General features: G+C 70.7%; 14 protein-coding genes. 8 read left to right on the forward strand and 6 right to left on the reverse strand.

What is annotated here, in order from left to right; genetic code table 11:
• Window positions 1-3: 3 nt before the first annotated feature.
• Together RPX00_RS24480 and RPX00_RS24485 are read right to left on the reverse strand one after the other, a co-directional pair.
• Complete coding sequence (locus RPX00_RS24480) at window positions 4-417, reverse strand: hypothetical protein (RefSeq protein WP_406628787.1); 414 nt, start codon at window positions 415-417, stop codon at window positions 4-6.
• 61 nt (window positions 418-478) lie between these two features.
• Window positions 479-904 carry a ribonuclease E inhibitor RraB gene (locus tag RPX00_RS24485; RefSeq protein WP_406628789.1) on the reverse strand — a complete coding sequence of 142 codons (426 nt, stop codon included), beginning with the start codon at window positions 902-904 and terminating at the stop codon, window positions 479-481.
• Window positions 905-1,011: 107 nt separating this feature from the next.
• Here RPX00_RS24485 and RPX00_RS24490 point away from each other — a divergent pair, with 107 nt between their 5' ends.
• From RPX00_RS24490 to RPX00_RS24505, 4 genes are read left to right on the forward strand one after another with little or no spacing between them, the layout of a single operon-like run.
• Window positions 1,012-1,638 (forward strand): heme-copper oxidase subunit III, encoded by a 627-nt coding sequence (locus RPX00_RS24490; protein ID WP_406628791.1) that lies wholly within the window; start codon window positions 1,012-1,014, stop codon window positions 1,636-1,638.
• A 55-nt stretch (window positions 1,639-1,693) separates the two neighbouring features.
• Window positions 1,694-2,512: a c-type cytochrome gene (locus tag RPX00_RS24495; protein WP_406628793.1), complete on the forward strand. Its 819-nt coding sequence runs from the start codon at window positions 1,694-1,696 to the stop codon at window positions 2,510-2,512.
• Entirely contained in the window at window positions 2,509-3,660 is a 1,152-nt protein-coding gene (locus tag RPX00_RS24500; protein WP_406628794.1) for a ubiquinol-cytochrome c reductase iron-sulfur subunit, read from the forward strand. The genes RPX00_RS24495 and RPX00_RS24500 overlap by 4 nt, the downstream gene beginning before the upstream one ends.
• Window positions 3,657-5,303, forward strand: coding sequence for a cytochrome bc complex cytochrome b subunit (locus RPX00_RS24505; protein ID WP_406628796.1), 1,647 nt, complete (start codon window positions 3,657-3,659; stop codon window positions 5,301-5,303). Before RPX00_RS24500 ends, RPX00_RS24505 begins: the two co-directional genes overlap by 4 nt.
• A gap of 86 nt (window positions 5,304-5,389) precedes the next feature.
• Here the strand turns inward: RPX00_RS24505 and RPX00_RS24510 are convergent, their stop codons facing one another.
• The 3 genes from RPX00_RS24510 to RPX00_RS24520 all read right to left on the reverse strand — a co-directional run bounded on the left by RPX00_RS24510 (window position 5,390) and on the right by RPX00_RS24520 (window position 8,057).
• Window positions 5,390-5,842, reverse strand: coding sequence for a GNAT family N-acetyltransferase (locus RPX00_RS24510; protein ID WP_406628798.1), 453 nt, complete (start codon window positions 5,840-5,842; stop codon window positions 5,390-5,392).
• 140 nt (window positions 5,843-5,982) lie between these two features.
• The gene (locus RPX00_RS24515; RefSeq protein WP_009074830.1) at window positions 5,983-6,267 is read right to left on the reverse strand and encodes an Lrp/AsnC family transcriptional regulator; all 285 of its coding nucleotides are present in this window, start codon (window positions 6,265-6,267) and stop codon (window positions 5,983-5,985) included.
• Window positions 6,268-6,338: 71 nt separating this feature from the next.
• Window positions 6,339-8,057 (reverse strand): DEDD exonuclease domain-containing protein, encoded by a 1,719-nt coding sequence (locus RPX00_RS24520; RefSeq protein WP_406628801.1) that lies wholly within the window; start codon window positions 8,055-8,057, stop codon window positions 6,339-6,341.
• A gap of 121 nt (window positions 8,058-8,178) precedes the next feature.
• Between RPX00_RS24520 and RPX00_RS24525 the strand changes: the two genes are divergently transcribed.
• From RPX00_RS24525 to RPX00_RS24540, 4 genes are all read left to right on the forward strand, one after another.
• The gene (locus RPX00_RS24525) at window positions 8,179-9,576 is read left to right on the forward strand and encodes an NYN domain-containing protein (protein ID WP_406628803.1); all 1,398 of its coding nucleotides are present in this window, start codon (window positions 8,179-8,181) and stop codon (window positions 9,574-9,576) included.
• Between the two features lie 819 nt (window positions 9,577-10,395).
• Window positions 10,396-10,617, forward strand: a complete 222-nt coding sequence (locus RPX00_RS24530) for a hypothetical protein (RefSeq protein WP_037358162.1) — start codon at window positions 10,396-10,398, stop codon at window positions 10,615-10,617.
• Window positions 10,618-11,858: 1,241 nt separating this feature from the next.
• Window positions 11,859-12,104 (forward strand): C40 family peptidase, encoded by a 246-nt coding sequence (locus RPX00_RS24535; RefSeq protein WP_406628805.1) that lies wholly within the window; start codon window positions 11,859-11,861, stop codon window positions 12,102-12,104.
• Window positions 12,105-12,576: 472 nt separating this feature from the next.
• Window positions 12,577-13,734, forward strand: coding sequence for a glycosyltransferase family 4 protein (locus tag RPX00_RS24540; RefSeq protein ID WP_406628807.1), 1,158 nt, complete (start codon window positions 12,577-12,579; stop codon window positions 13,732-13,734).
• 87 nt (window positions 13,735-13,821) lie between these two features.
• Here RPX00_RS24540 and RPX00_RS24545 read toward each other — a convergent pair whose 3' ends face one another.
• Entirely contained in the window at window positions 13,822-14,436 is a 615-nt protein-coding gene (locus RPX00_RS24545; protein WP_406628809.1) for a uridine kinase, read from the reverse strand.
• Window positions 14,437-14,478 lie beyond the last annotated feature (42 nt).

The raw sequence follows: 14,478 nt of genomic DNA on the forward strand, positions 1-14,478 counted from the left end.
GGCTCAGCCGCCGTTGACGGCGGGGACCCGCCCGGCGCGCAGCACGCCGGCGACGGTCTCCGCCGCGGTCAGCGGGTCGAGCGGGTGCACCAGCACGGCGTCGGCCAGCGCCCAGGTGGCGAGCCATCGGTCGTCGCGGCGGCGGACGGCCACGACCACCGGCGGGCAGTCGGCGATCTCGTTCTTGAGCTGGCGGGTCAGGCCGATGCCGCCGGTCGGCTGCGCCTCGCCGTCGAGGATCGCGAGGTCGACCGAGCCCGCGTCCATCTCGGCGAGCACGTCGGCGATGCCGGCCGCCTCGACCCACTCGACGCGGCCGAGGTCGGCCGCCGGGCGCCTGCCGACGGCGTTCATGATCGCCTCGCGGACCTCGGCCTTGTGGCTGAACACCAGGATCCGCTGGGACTGCTCGCTCATTGAGCACGCCTCCGTCTCGTCACGGGTGGAACAGCCGCGATCGTATCCGCCGAGACGCATCTCACGCGGACGCGGTGGGCGAGTCACCCGGTTGCCGCGCCTCCCAGCCCGGGGCGTCGCCGCCGAGCCGCTGCGCCAGCCCGGCCATCCGGGACCGTTCCTGGGCGCAGTGCAGGGCGTCCAGCACCTGCACGCGCCGCGCGTGCGCGAGCACCCGGTCGCCCTCGCGGCTTTGTTCGCGCAGGTCGTAGCCGTCCTGCGCGAGAATCGCCGCCGCCTCCTCGATCCGGTCCGCCGGAAGCACGAGGTGGTGGACGAGCACCGCGGGCGCTTCGCTTGCCCAGCCGGGTGAATCGGCGAGCACCGCGGAGTCCGCGACGGCCGGATCGAACGCCGAGACGACGGTCCGCAGACCGGGCGCGTCCGGGTCGAGAACCGCGTTTTCCGGCTTTCTCACCAGGTCACGGAGCTTCTGCAGCCAACTCACGAGTAGCCCCTTCCTCCGCCTGCCCGCGTCTCGCGCGCGGGTGTGACGCGAAGCTCCCACGACCCGCCGCAGACCCGGCGGGCGGGGTGCGGTCGCGAGAGGACATAATGCGATCCGTGACAACGGCAGCTCCCACCATCAGCCAGCGGGTCCACTCGCTGAACCGGCCGAACATGGTCAGTGTCGGCACCGTCGTGTGGCTGTCCAGCGAACTGATGTTCTTCGCCGGACTGTTCGCCATGTTCTTCACCGTCAAGGCGCAGAACCCGGCCGGGGCGTCCTGGCCGCCGCCGTTGCACGGCGAGGAGTTCCACCTCAACGTCGCGTACGCGATCCCGTTCACGGTGATCCTCGTGCTGTCGTCGCTGACCTGCCAGTTCGGCGTGTTCGCCGCGGAGCGGGGCGACGTCTACGGCCTGCGGCGCTGGTACATCGTGACGCTGATCATGGGCGCGATCTTCGTGTTCGGGCAGGGCAACGAGTACCTGAACCTGATCGACGAGGGCCTCACGATCCCGTCCGGCCCGTTCGGCACGGTGTTCTACCTCGCGACCGGTTTCCACGGCCTGCACGTGATCGGCGGGCTCGTCGCCTTCGTGTTCCTGCTGGTCCGCACGAAGCTCAGCAAGTTCACTCCGGCGCAGGCCACCTCGGCGATCGTCGTGTCGTACTACTGGCACTTCGTCGACATCGTGTGGGTCGGCCTCTTCGCGGTGATCTACATCCTCCCCTGATCTCCGCACCGCCCACCACAAAACGGCCTGAACTGACAGCAAGGGTTGCCGCAAGATGACCACCAGCACCAAATCCTCGGAGCGCCGGTTCCGCGCGCGCTCGAAGATGCGCAGGCGCCTCGCGGGCGTGCTCGCACTCGGCGTCGCCCTGGTGGGGGCCGGCGCCCTGTACGCCGTCTTCGCCCCGGAACCGCAGACCGCGCAGGCACAAGGCGACCCGGCGCTGCTGCGCCAGGGCGAGCAGGTCTACAACAACACCTGCATCGAATGCCACGGCGCGAACCTCGAGGGCGTCAAGGACCGCGGTCCGAGCCTCATCGGCATCGGCGACGCGGCCGTCTACTTCCAGACTTCCTCCGGCCGGATGCCGGCGGCGCGCCAGGAGGCGCAGGTCGCCCGCAAGCCGCCGAAGCTGACCCCGAGCGAGATCGACGCGGTCGGCGCCTACGTGCAGGCGCACGGCGGCGGCGCGCAGCGCCCGGAGGAGCGCGGCGAGGCGCTGCGCGGCAACGACCCGGCGCGCGGCGGCGAGCTGTTCCGGCTCAACTGCGCCTCGTGCCACAACTTCACCGGACGCGGGGGCGCGCTGTCGGCGGGCAAGTACGCGCCGCCGCTCGACCCGGCCACCGAGGAGCAGATCTACGACGCGATGCTCACCGGGCCGCAGAACATGCCGAAGTTCTCCGACCGCCAGCTCAGCGCCGAGGAGAAAAAGGACATCATCGCCTACGTCAAGTCGGTGTCCGACGGCAAGAACGACCCGGGCGGCAACGGTCTCGGCGGGGTCGGCCCCGCCTCCGAAGGCGTCATCGCCTTCGTCGTCGGAATCGCCGCGCTCGTCGGCATTACGCTGTGGATTGGATCGAAGGCATGAGTGCCGAAGGGCCCCAGCCGCCCTCGGAGGCGGAGCTGGCTGAGATGGACCGCGACGAGCTGCTCAAGCTCGGCGGTCAGCTGGACGGCGTCGAAATCGTCGACTACCCCGAGCCCTGGCCGGTCAAGGACACCCGCGCGGAGCGGCGCGCCCAGCGCGTCGTCGCGTTCTGGTTCGCCCTGTCCGCGCTCGCCGGACTGGCGTTCGTGGTCGTGATGGCCTGGCCGAAGTGGTGGGAGTACAAGGACCCGAGCGACCCGAGCGGGCACTCGACCTACAGCCTCTACACCCCGGCGCTCGGCGTCACGCTCGGCCTCGCGGTGCTGTCGCTCGGCATCGGCGTGATCCTCTACACCAAGAAGTTCGTCCCGCACGAGACCGCGGTGCAGCAGCGCTCCGACGGCCCGTCCGCGGAGGTCGACCGGGCCACCATCCTGGCCCACCTGGCCGACGCCGGGACCCGCAACGGCATCGCCCGCCGGTCGCTGATCAAGCGCACCGCCGGCGCGGGCGCGGGCGCGCTCGGCCTCGCGGTGGCGGCGCTGCCGATCGCGTCCTTTATCAAGGACCCGTGGAAGGACACCGAGAACAAGGACGGCCTCTGGCACACCGGATGGCTGCCGAACTTCCCGGGCGAGAAGGTCTACCTGCGCCGCAACACCGGCAACCTCGAAGAGGACGTCAAGAACGGCGTCGCGCTGGTCAAGGCCGAGGACCTCGACGCGGGCGCGATGGAGACGGTCTTCCCGTACCGCGAGTCCGAGAAGGGCGACGAGAAGAAGCTGGCCGCGGCCCTGATGCGGGTCGACAACCCGGTCATGCTCATCCGCCTGCGCCCGACCGACGCCTCGCGCGTGGTCAAGCGCAAGGGCCAGGAGGACTACAACTTCGGCGACTACTACGCGTACACGAAGATCTGCAGCCACGTCGGCTGCCCGACCTCCCTGTACGAACAGCGCACGAACCGCATCCTCTGCCCGTGCCACCAGTCGCAGTTCGACGCCCTGCACTACGCGAAGCCCATCTTCGGCCCGGCGACGCGTCCGCTGGCGCAGCTTCCGATCACGGTTGACGAAGAGGGATACTTGATCGCGAAGGGCGACTTCAACGAGGCCATCGGACCGGCCTTCTGGGAGCGTAAGTCATGAGTTCACTCACCACGCCGACCAAGGGCACGAGCGCACTCCAGAAGCACCTTGGCGAGGCCGCGGACAACGCGGACCAGCGGTACAAGCTGGCCAAGGGCCTGCGGCACCAGATGAACAAGGTGTTCCCGACCCACTGGTCCTTCCTGCTGGGCGAGATCGCCCTGTACAGCTTCATCGTCATCCTGCTGTCCGGGGTGTACCTGACGCTGTTCTTCGACCCCTCCATGCAGGAGGTCACCTACCACGGCAGCTTCACGAACATGCAGGGCATGCAGATGTCCCAGGCGTTCAAGACGACGCTGGACATCTCGTTCGACGTGCGCGGCGGCCTGTTCGTGCGGCAGCTGCACCACTGGGCGGCGCTGATCTTCGTCGCGTCGATGATGGTGCACATGCTCCGGATCTTCTTCACCGGCGCGTTCCGCAAGCCGCGTGAAGCGAACTGGGTCATCGGCGGCCTGCTGCTGATCCTGGGCATGTTCGAGGGCTTCTTCGGCTACTCGCTGCCGGACGACCTGCTCTCCGGTACCGGTATCCGCGCGACCCTGTCCGGCATCGTGCTGTCGGTGCCGGTGATCGGCACCTGGATCCACTGGGCGCTGTTCGGCGGGGAGTTCCCCGGCGACCAGATCATCCCGCGCCTCTACACGCTGCACATCCTGCTGGTCCCCGGCATCATGCTGGCGCTGGTCGGCGCGCACCTGGCGCTGGTCTGGTACCAGAAGCACACCCAGTTCCCGGGCGTGCGGCGCAAGGAGACCAACGTCGTCGGCGTGCGGATCATGCCGTACTTCGCCCTCAAGGGCGGCGCGTTCTTCACCCTGGTCGTGGGCGTGCTGGCGCTGATGTCCGGCCTGTTCCAGATCAACCCGGTGTGGAACTTCGGGCCGTACAACCCGTCGATGGTGTCCGCGGGGTCCCAGCCGGACTTCTACATGGCCTGGGCCGACGGCATGCTCCGGATCTGGCCCGCCTGGGAGGTCTACCTCGGGAACTACACGATCCCGGCGGTGTTCTTCCCCGGGGCGATCGGCATGCCGATCCTGTTCGCGCTGCTGCTCGGGTATCCGTTCCTGGAACGCAAGCTGTCCAAGGACACCGCGCACCACAACCTGCTCCAGCGGCCGCGCGACGCACCGGTCCGCACCGCGCTGGGCATGATGGCGCTCGGGTTCTTCGCGGTGATCGAGCTGTCCGGCTTCAACGACATCATCGCCGACCAGTTCGACATCTCGCTGAACGCGACGACGTGGGCGGGCCGCATCGGCGTGCTGATCGTGCCGCCGCTGGCGTACTACTTCACCTACCGGATCTGCCTGGGCCTGCAGCGGTCCGACCGTGAGGTGCTGGAGCACGGCGTCGAGACCGGCATCATCAAGCGGCTGCCGCACGGCGAGTTCATCGAGATCCACCAGCCGCTGGGCGGCACGGACAGCCACGGCCACGCGATCCCGCTCGAGTACCAGGGCGCGGCGGTGCCGAAGAAGATGAACAAGCTCGGCACCGCGGGCCACGCGGTTCCCGGCTCGATGTGGACGCCGGACCCGGCGGAGGAGACGAAGGCGCTCGACCGCGCTCGCGGCAACGGCCACGCGCAGGTCGAAGGGTCCGAGGAGTCGACCGAGGTCGGTTCCGGGCACTGAGTCCCGCGCGTCCCGCAGAACGCCGGAAGGCCCCTTCCTCATCGTCATCGTGAGGGAGGGGCCTTCTTGCTGTGCGGGGCCGGGGTTCAGAGCCGGATGCGGGCGACTATCTCGTCGTCGTCCATTTCGCCGGTCGGCTGGAAGCCGAGCCGTTCGTAGAAGGGCCCGGGGCTGTGCTTGCCGGGCATCCAGCTGACCGTCACGGACTCGGCGCCGCGGCGGCGGGCTTCGGCGAGCACCGCTTCGACGGCGAACTGGCCGTAGCCCTTTTTCTGGTGTTTGGCGGCGATGTTCAGCCGCCACAGATAGTTGCGGTAGTACTCGGTCGGGTTGTCCGGGTCGAAGGCGGCCATGACGAAGCCGACGAGTTTCTTCCCGGCGTAGATCAGCCTCGGCCAGGCGACGTCGTGCTGGACATAGGCTTCGGCGAGCGAGCAGGCGACCGAGGCCACGTACTCCCGCTGGTGCTTCGCCACTTTGAGATCGCAGGCGTCTTCCACGTTGTCGACCGTGACTTCGACCAGTCTCGGGGTCGTCATGCGAAATACGGTAGCGCGGCGCGCCCGGTTCAGAACCGGATGCGGGCGACGACCTCGCCCTCGCGAACTGGTCGTAGCCCTTTCTGGTGCGCGGCGGCCATGACGAAGCCGACGAGGTCGTCTCCCGATTCCGGCCCGGGTCAGGCTCCTTCGACGCCGATCTCGAACGCGGAGTCGGTGTCGGCCCGCGAGTAGGACCGGAACGCGATGTGGGTGACGGTGTCGAGCACGCCGCGGACCTTGCCGATGCGACCGGGGATCAGGTCGGCGAGATCCTCGTGGGCCTGCACGCGCACCGTGGCGATGAGGTCGACGTCCCCGGCGCACGAGTAGACCTCGGACACCTGGTCGAGATCCGCGATCGCCTGCGCGGCCTGCGGGATTTCCTCGGCCTCTACGTTGATCAGCACGATCGCCGTGATCACAGCGTTCCTCCCACTTGCTGGCGGTAACTCGTCGTGCGCGATCGTAGCCGGGAACGTCCCGGCGGGGCGGCTCAGCCCGCGACGTGTTCGAGGGAGCGGGCGTCGGCGACCCGGGCGAGCCAGGACTGCCATCCGGCGACGGCGGCGGGCTCGGCCCACGGCCGGGTGGTGCGGACGAGCCGGGTGCCGGGGCGGGCGAGCCAGCGCAGCAGGATTCCGACCTCCTCGCCGGGCGCGCCGCGCAGCGGACCGTCGCCGGGCAGCACGGTTTCTCCCGCCGCGACCAGGGATTCGACCACCGGCATCGGCGGGACCCCGCGCCGGGCGACCCCGGCCGAGGCGAGCCTGCCGTAGCGGATGACGGACAGTTCCCAGCCGCCGTTGCCGTCCGGGGCGGCGGCGATGAGTTCCGCGACCGACGCGAGCGCGGCCTGCCGATGCGCGCGGCCGACGGCGCGGACCAGCCCGGCCAGTTCGTCACGGTGGCGGGCGGCTTGTTCGTAGTGCCTTCGCTCCGACATCTCCTCCAGCCTCGCCGCCGCCAGATGCAGCGGACGGCCGTCGTGACCTGCGATGAGGCCGCGGGCAGCTTCTACCGCGGGGGAGTAGTCGGCGACGGTCTGCCTGCCCGCGCACGGGGCTCCGCAGCGGCCAAGTTCCGCCAGCACGCACGGCGTGCCGGACGCGGCCGTGGCGGAGATGCGTTGCGTGCAGGTGCGCAGGCCGGAGGCGTCGGCGAGGGTTTCGGCGGCGCTGCGCGCGTCGGCCTGGCTGCGGAAGGGGCCGAGCGTGCCCGCGCGGGGCAGCCGGACCACGGAAAGTCGCGGGAAAGCCTCGTCGGTGAGGCTGATCCACCAGCCGTGGTGCGGGTTTTTGGAACGCCGGTTGTACGCCGGCCGATGCGCGGCGATCAGCCGCAGCTCGCGGATCTCGGCTTCGAGGGAATGCGCGCACTCGATGGCGTCCACCCGCTCCGCCAGCGCGACCATTTCGCGGATCCGGCCCCGGCTCTCGGAACCGGTGAAATACGTCCGCACGCGCCGTCTCAGGTCCCGCGCGGTGCCGACGTACAGCACTTCGTCGCGCGGTCCCTTGAACAAGTACACGCCGGGGCGCGACGGGAGGTCTGCGGCCAGGTTTCGCTTGCGCCGCTGGGCTGGCGTGACGTCCGGGAGGTAGTCGATCAGCTCCTCGACGGTGTGCACGCCGAGATTGCCGACGCGCTCCAGCAGCGCGTGCAGGACGTCGGTGGTGGCGCGGGCGTCGTCGAGCGCGCGGTGCGTCGGCCGGGTGCGCGCGCCGAGCAGCATGGACAGCGACGACAGCCGGTAGCTGCGCGCTTCTTCGCGCGGGATCACGCGGCGCGCGAGCTTCACCGTGCAGACGACGGTGGGGCGCGGCCAGACGTAGCCGTGTCCTTCGCAGGCCGCTTTCATGAAGCTGGTGTCGAAGCCGGAGTTGTGCGCGACCAGGACAGTGCCCGCGATGAACTCCAGGAACGCGGGCAGCACGCGTTCGATCCGCGGCGCGTCGTAGACCATCGCCTGCGTGATGCCGGTCAGCTCGACGATCTGCGGCGGGATCGGCGTGCCCGGGTTGACCAGCGTCGCGAACTCGCCCAGCACCTGGCCGGCGCGCACCTTCACCGCGCCGATCTCGGTGATGCCGTCCGGGCCCGGTTTGGTGCCGGTGGTCTCGAGGTCGAACACGACGAACGTGGTGTCGCGCAGCGGGGTGCCGAGTTCGTCGAAAGCCAGCTGAGCCTGGGCCGGCCCCGGTCGGGTCTCCATGATCGCGCACAGTAGGACCGACCACCGACAATCTTCGCCGCCGCGACCCCGTGGCCCGATGGTGACCAGCGGAACGGGCCGGTGCGGCGCGGGATCCGGCGGCGGGGCCTACCCTGGACCAATGCACCCTCAGCCCGTCGAACCGGAAGAAGCCGCGGAGGCCGTCGGCCCCTCGGCGGTTCCGGCGCGGGCGGACGAGGACGCCGCGGTCCCGGAAGCGGGGTCGTGTCCGGAACCGGCGTCGTGGACGAGCCTGCCGGAGGCGGTGCGCGAGCGCATCGCCGAACTGGCCGCGGCCGCGGTCGCGAAACTGCCGGTCGCGGACGTGCCGAGGCAGCTGCGGCCGGTCGCGAAGTTCGCCCCGGCCAAGCGCGCGAAGCTCGGCGGTACCGCGCTGCTGACCGCGTTGGGGGACTCGGCGCAGTTCCGCACCGCGGTGCTGGAGTGGCTGCGGGAGCACCGGACCGACGCGCTGGACCCAAACGTTGCGGATTCCGTCGCGGCCGCTGCCGCCGCGGTGCTGCTCGGCGAGTCCGGCGCGGCCGGGCGGGTGCGGCTGGTCGCGAAGAACGCCGAGGAAACCGCGCTGCGCGCTGAGCGGGACGCGGCATTGGCCCGCAATCAACGCCTGGAAGCCGAGATCGCCGAGCTGCGTGCCGAGCTGGAAGAGGCGCGCGGGGCGGTCGAGAGCGCGCGCGGCGAACGCGAGGCCGAGGTCGAGAAGCTGCTGCGCCGGCTGCGCGAACAGGGCGTGCTGCTGCGGCAGGCCAAGGACGCGGCCGAGGCGGCGCGCACCGAATTGGCCGACGGCGGAGCGACGCGGGAACGCGAAATCGAGATGCTGAACGCCCAGCTCGACCGGGAACGCCGCCGGGTCGCCGCCGAACGCACCCGTGCCGAACGGGCGGTCGCGGACGCGGAGATGGCCCGGCAGTCGGCGCGCGAGGCCAGGGAGGCCGACGAGGTCCGGCTGGCGTTGCTCGTGGACACCATCGACGGCGCGGTGCACGGCCTGCGCCGCGAACTCGCCCTGGGCGACCGCGGCGCACGGCCCGCGGACATGGTGAGCGGCGCGCGGTCCGGGCTCGGCCCCGGCGGGCGGATCCAGGACGTCACGGCCCTCGACCGGCATCTGGCGCTGCCGAACGTCCATCTCATCGTGGACGGCTACAACGTCACCAAAACGGGTTATCCGGAGCTGGCGCTGGCCGACCAGCGAGACCGGCTGGTGCACCAGCTGTCCGCGCTGGCGGCGCGCACGTCCGCGGAGGTCACGGTGGTGTTCGACGGGGCCGGCGTGCTGTCGGTGCCCGCCGCGGTGCCGCGTGGGGTGCGAGTGCTGTTTTCCGAGCGTGGCGTGCTGGCCGACGACGTGATCCGGTCACTGGTCGCGGCCGAGCCGAAGGGCCGCCCGATGGTCGTCGCGACGTCCGACCGGGCAGTGGCCGATTCGGTCCGCGCGGCCGGCGCGCACCCCGCGCCGTCGGCGGTGCTCGTCAGCCGATTGGGTCGAGTCTGAGCCTGCCGCTGCCGCGGGCTTCCGAAATTGTCGGTGGTGCTTCCTACCGTTTGTTCCCGAGGCGATTCCCGGAACCGATCCGGGGCCTCGTGGAGGAACGGAGGCTTGGCGATGGGCGAGAACGAGCGGTTCGGTGCCGGTTTCGGGGTGCGGGCCGGTGCTGGCGGGTCGGCGGGGGTTCGGGCTGAGGTCGCTTCCGGGGATGGAGCTGCGGAGCGGTTCCGGCCGCCGGATCGGGGTGGCCATTCGGGCAGGGCGGGGTCGACGGTGAGTCTTGCCACGGACGTGAATCTCGGCACGGGGGAGGTGCGGGACCGGGATCTGGAGGCGTGCCGGGAAGGCGGGGCTTCGGCTGGTTCCGGTGGGAATGCGGCTGCGGGTGAGGTGCGTGGCCGGGATGTGGTGTCGTGCCGGGATGGTGGGGTTTCCGCTGGTTCCGGCGGGGGTCGGGGCGCGGGTGAGGTGCGCGACCGGGATCTAGAGGCGCGCTGGGAAAGCGAGGCTTCGGCTGGCTCCGCTGGGGATCCGGCCGTGGGTGAGGTGCGTGGCCGGGATGTGGTGGCGCGCCGGGGGAGCGGGGTTTCGGCTGATTTCGGCGGGAGCCAGGGCGCGGGTCAGATGCGCGACCGGGATCTGGAGGCGTGCCGGGAAAGCGACGCCGCCGGGAATCCGGCCGCCTCGGCGTCGCCGAGCGGAGACGAGCGTGCTGAAGCTGTCCGCCGAAGGCGCGCGGCGCGTCGGCACTCGGCAGCGCCGCGCGGTGCGAAGCGGGCGAAACCCGTTGCCTCCCGCCAGGAAGAGCGGCGGCCAGCCGGTGCGGTGGACGTCGCGGTCGAGGACATCGACACCTTCGTCGTCGACTGCGACCGATGTGCGGTGCGCGGGGCGGCGTGTGCCGATTGCGTGGTCAGCGTGCTGCTCGGGCCGCCGGTCGGCCTTGTCTGGGACGCGGACGAGCGGCGGGCTGTCGACGCGCTCGCCGAGGCGGGGATGGTGCCGCGGCTGCGCCTGGTTCCGGAGACCGACAGTAGGTCGGCGTGACACCAGTGGGTGACACTGGCGCGCTGAACGGTCGCCTCGGTGCGGTGAACGGTAAGTAACGGAGAGGGCCGTTTGTGCTGCCGCAGCGTATGACCTATGTCACAGAGAACTGCCGTGCTGGTCCGATGGTGTTTCGCCGGACTACGGAGAGTTTTTACGGGGGGCCCGGTGGACGCGCCGACGGTCTTTTCGTAACCTGGCCGAGATCTCGCGCCAGGCAGCCGTCGGACGACGGCGACGCGGGATCGCCGCCGGTTCGGCTTTGTCGGGGAGTCAGGACCGGAACCAACACCGTGCGCGGAAAAGCTGTTGTGGCACACGACGGCCGGAACGCGGGCGGACAGCGTGCGTGAAGAGGGCCCCCGACCTCTTCCGCGCCGGGGTTCCGGCCACGGCGGCCCGACGAGCAAAGGAGACCCGCGCGGCCGTGCAGTCGCATCCAGTCAAGCGCGTGGTGTCAGGCGCCCTCGCGGCCGCCTCGGTGATCGCAGTCGTCACCGTGGCGCAGCCGGCGGGCACCGCTGCCGCTTCCCCCTCCCCGTCCTCCAGGCCCCGCCGGACTCCGGTTCGGACGCTCTCGCCAAGTACCGCGACCTCGCGGCACAGGCCGAGAAGGCGAACGAGGACCTCCTGAAAGCCAAAGACGACCTGTCCGCGCGGCAGGGCGACCTCGACAAGGCCAACGGGGACGTGGGCAACGCCCACAACCTCGCCGCGCAGGCCGCCGAGAACGAGAAGAAGTACAAGGTCGACGTCGACAAGTTCGCGAACGCGTCGTTCCTGTCCGGCGTGCAGATGAACAAGCTGTCCGCGCTGCTGGCGGGCACGTCGACGCAGGAGTTCCTGGACCGTTCGTCGGCGCTGGACCAGATCGCGTCCCAGAAGGCCGCCGCGCTCGGGAAGCTCCAGGGCGCGGTCGACCAGGCCAAGGCCGCCGAGAAGCTGGCCGCCGACGCCGCGCAGCGGGCCACCGCGGCGCGCGACGCGGCGGCGAAGCTGACCGAAGACATCACGGCCAAGAAGAAGACGCTCGACGACCAGGTCGCCGAGCTGAAGAAGACCACGTCGCAGCTGAGCCTGGCCGACCGGAACGCGCAGAAGGACACCGGCGGCGACGTCTCGGTGGACCTCGCCAACGCGGGCCCGGCGGCGGCCGCGGCCGTCCAGGCCGCGCTCAGCCAGCGGGGCAAGCCCTACGAGTGGGCGCCACCGGCCCGAGTTCGTACGACTGCTCGGGTCTCATGCAGTGGGCCTACCAGAAGGCGGGCATCTCGCTGCCGCGCTCGAGCCGCGCGCAGAGCACCACCGGCACGCCGGTCCCGCGCAGCCAGCTGCAGCCCGGCGACCTGGTGTTCTACTACTCGCCGGTTTCGCACGTGGGCATGTACATCGGCAACGGGATGATGGTGCACGCGCCGACCACCGGCGACGTCGTCAAGATCTCGCCGCTGCAGAGCCAGTACGTGGGCGCCCGCCGGGTCGCCTGACGGTTCGATTTCACCGGGGCGGTGCCGCATCACGCGGCACCGCCCCAGTGTCGTTTTGAGGGGAATGCGCGCGGCGGGCGCCTGGCTGGACGGTTTCGCTGGGCTTGGGGGGCTCGGCGTTGCTTGCGGGGCGCGGGTGCGTGGCTGGATGGTCTTGCTGGGCTGGGCGGCTCGGTGTCGTTTGCGGGGCGCGGGTGCCTGGCCGGGCGGTCTTGCTGGGCTGGGTGGCCCGGTGTTGTTTGAGGGGCGCAGGGTGCCCGACGGGGGTACTTGGCCGGGCGTTTTCTCTGGGGCGCTGCCGCGGACGCGGTGCCGCCCCAATGCTGTTTGCGGGGGAATTCGCACGTACGTGCCTGATCGGACGTTTTCGCTGGCGCGGTGTGTCGCTCGCGAGGGAACCGGTGAGGGGCACCGCAAGACCCGGCGCACGGTGTCGTCTCCGGGGGGAATCGCTCGTCGGTAGCCTGCGGGGGTGCTGAGGACCCTGCTCGTGACGAACGACTTCCCGCCGCGCCCCGGGGGTATCCAGAACTACCTCAATTCGCTGGCCACCCGGCTGCCCGCGGACGACCTCGTCGTCTACGCGCCCTCCTGGGAGCGCAGCAGCGGTTCGCACGTCGAGTTCGATGCTGCCGCGCCGTTCGAGGTGGTGCGGCATCCGACGTCGCTGATGCTGCCCACGCCGGACGTCCTGCGTCGCGCGAAGCAGATCATGCATGCTCGCGACTGCGAGGCCGTCTGGTTCGGCGCGGCCGCTCCGCTCGCGTTGCTGGGGCACCCGCTGCGGCAGGCTGGCGCGCGGCGGATCGTCGCGTCTACGCATGGCCACGAAGTTGGTTGGTCGATGCTGCCGGGCTCGCGGCAGGCGTTGCGGCGCATTGGCGAGACGGTCGATGTGGTCACGTACGTCAGCAAGTACACGCGCAATCGGTTCGCGGCGGCGTTCGGGCGGCATGCTGGGCTGGAAATGCTGCCGAGCGGGGTCGACACCACGGTTTTCGCTCCGGATCCGGCTGGGCGGGAGGAAATCCGCGCGCGGCACGGGCTGGGTGATCGGCCGACCGTTGTGTGCGTTTCGCGGCTGGTTCCGCGCAAGGGGCAGGACATGTTGATCGCGGCGCTGCCTGCGATCCGCGAGAGGGTGCCGGGTGCGGCGCTGCTGCTGGTCGGTGGCGGGCCGTATCGCAAGCGCTTGCACCAGTTGGCCGAGGCGCTCGGCGTGACGGACGACGTGGTCTTCACCGGCTCGGTGCCCTGGGAGGAACTGCCCGCGCATTACAACGCGGGCGATGTCTTCGCGATGCCTGCCCGGACTCGCGGCAAGGGGCTTGATGTGGAAGGGCTGGGGATCGTCTATCTGGAGGCGTCCGCGACTGGACTGCCGGTGGTCGCGGGCACGTCCGGGGGCGCACCGGAGGCGGTGCTGGACGAGGTGACCGGCCACGTCGTCGAGGGGCGCGATCCGGCGCAGCTGGCGGAGACGCTGGCGGCGCTGCTGTCCGACCCGGTGCGTGCCCGCAGGATGGGCGAGGCGGGGCGTTCGTGGGTGGCTGAGAACTGGCGCTGGGACACGATGGCGCACCGGCTGTCGACGCTCCTGGACGGCGATCCGGTGGCGGCGGTGCGCTGACCTCTTTCGGCCAAGGTCCGTGAAGGACTCCTTGAGGGAATCAGATTCCTTCAAGGAGTCCTTCACGGACCGGCGGCAAGCGAGGGTTCAGGGCTCGTAGATCGCTGGGTGGCGCGGGTCGTCCACGCGGACCACGACGTCCGCGAGGGCGCTCGGGTCGACTTCGGTTTCGTAGCGTTCGTAGGCGGGCAGCGCCCATTCGTCGGGCACTCGGCGGCGCAGGGCTCCCGGCGAAAGCCACAGGTGCACCACGAAATCGAAGGCCAGTCCCGCGCCCAGCAGGAATTCGCCGTCCACCAGGACGACGCCGCGGTCCGGGACCGGGACGCGGGCCAGGCGGGTCGCGCGGTCGCGTTCGGCGTCCCACAGCGCGGGCAGGACCTCGCCGCTGCCGTCGTCGGCGAGCGGATCCAGGACTTCCCGGCGCAGACCGCCCAAATCGAGCCAATCGGTATAGCGCGCGTCCGGATTTTGCTTGCCGTGCTCGAAACGGAGTGACGCTGGTCGCAAAAATCCGGCGGCGGGCACGTGCAGCGCGGCGCGGCCGAGCAGCTTCAGCGGGGTGACCAGCGCCTCGGCGAGCGGGCCGGTTCCGGCGGCTCCGTCCACGGCGACGGCGATTCGTCGGCGGTGGGTGAGCGCGTCGACGCGCTCGGTCAGCTCGGCGGCGAGCGCGTCGGGGGAGATGGGGCGGTAGCGCACGATCGCATGATCCCCCACCGGTTTCCGTCGGTCCCTGATGCC

The sequence above is a fragment of the Amycolatopsis sp. WGS_07 genome (genome assembly GCF_045278895.1).
Taxonomy (GTDB): Bacteria; Actinomycetota; Actinomycetes; order Mycobacteriales; family Pseudonocardiaceae; genus Amycolatopsis.

Excerpts from the sequence above, each read along its gene's own strand:
- RPX00_RS24510 (WP_406628798.1), bottom strand. The coding sequence starts at position 5,842 with ATGACGACCCCGAGACTGGTCGAAGTCACGGTCGACAACGTGGAAGAC.
- RPX00_RS24505 (WP_406628796.1), top strand. The coding sequence starts at position 3,657 with ATGAGTTCACTCACCACGCCGACCAAGGGCACGAGCGCACTCCAGAAG.
- RPX00_RS24520 (WP_406628801.1), bottom strand. The coding sequence starts at position 8,057 with ATGGAGACCCGACCGGGGCCGGCCCAGGCTCAGCTGGCTTTCGACGAA.
- RPX00_RS24480 (WP_406628787.1), bottom strand. The coding sequence starts at position 417 with ATGAGCGAGCAGTCCCAGCGGATCCTGGTGTTCAGCCACAAGGCCGAG.
- RPX00_RS24500 (WP_406628794.1), top strand. The coding sequence starts at position 2,509 with ATGAGTGCCGAAGGGCCCCAGCCGCCCTCGGAGGCGGAGCTGGCTGAG.
- RPX00_RS24525 (WP_406628803.1), top strand. The coding sequence starts at position 8,179 with ATGCACCCTCAGCCCGTCGAACCGGAAGAAGCCGCGGAGGCCGTCGGC.
- RPX00_RS24495 (WP_406628793.1), top strand. The coding sequence starts at position 1,694 with ATGACCACCAGCACCAAATCCTCGGAGCGCCGGTTCCGCGCGCGCTCG.
- RPX00_RS24490 (WP_406628791.1), top strand. The coding sequence starts at position 1,012 with ATGCGATCCGTGACAACGGCAGCTCCCACCATCAGCCAGCGGGTCCAC.
- RPX00_RS24535 (WP_406628805.1), top strand. The coding sequence starts at position 11,859 with ATGCAGTGGGCCTACCAGAAGGCGGGCATCTCGCTGCCGCGCTCGAGC.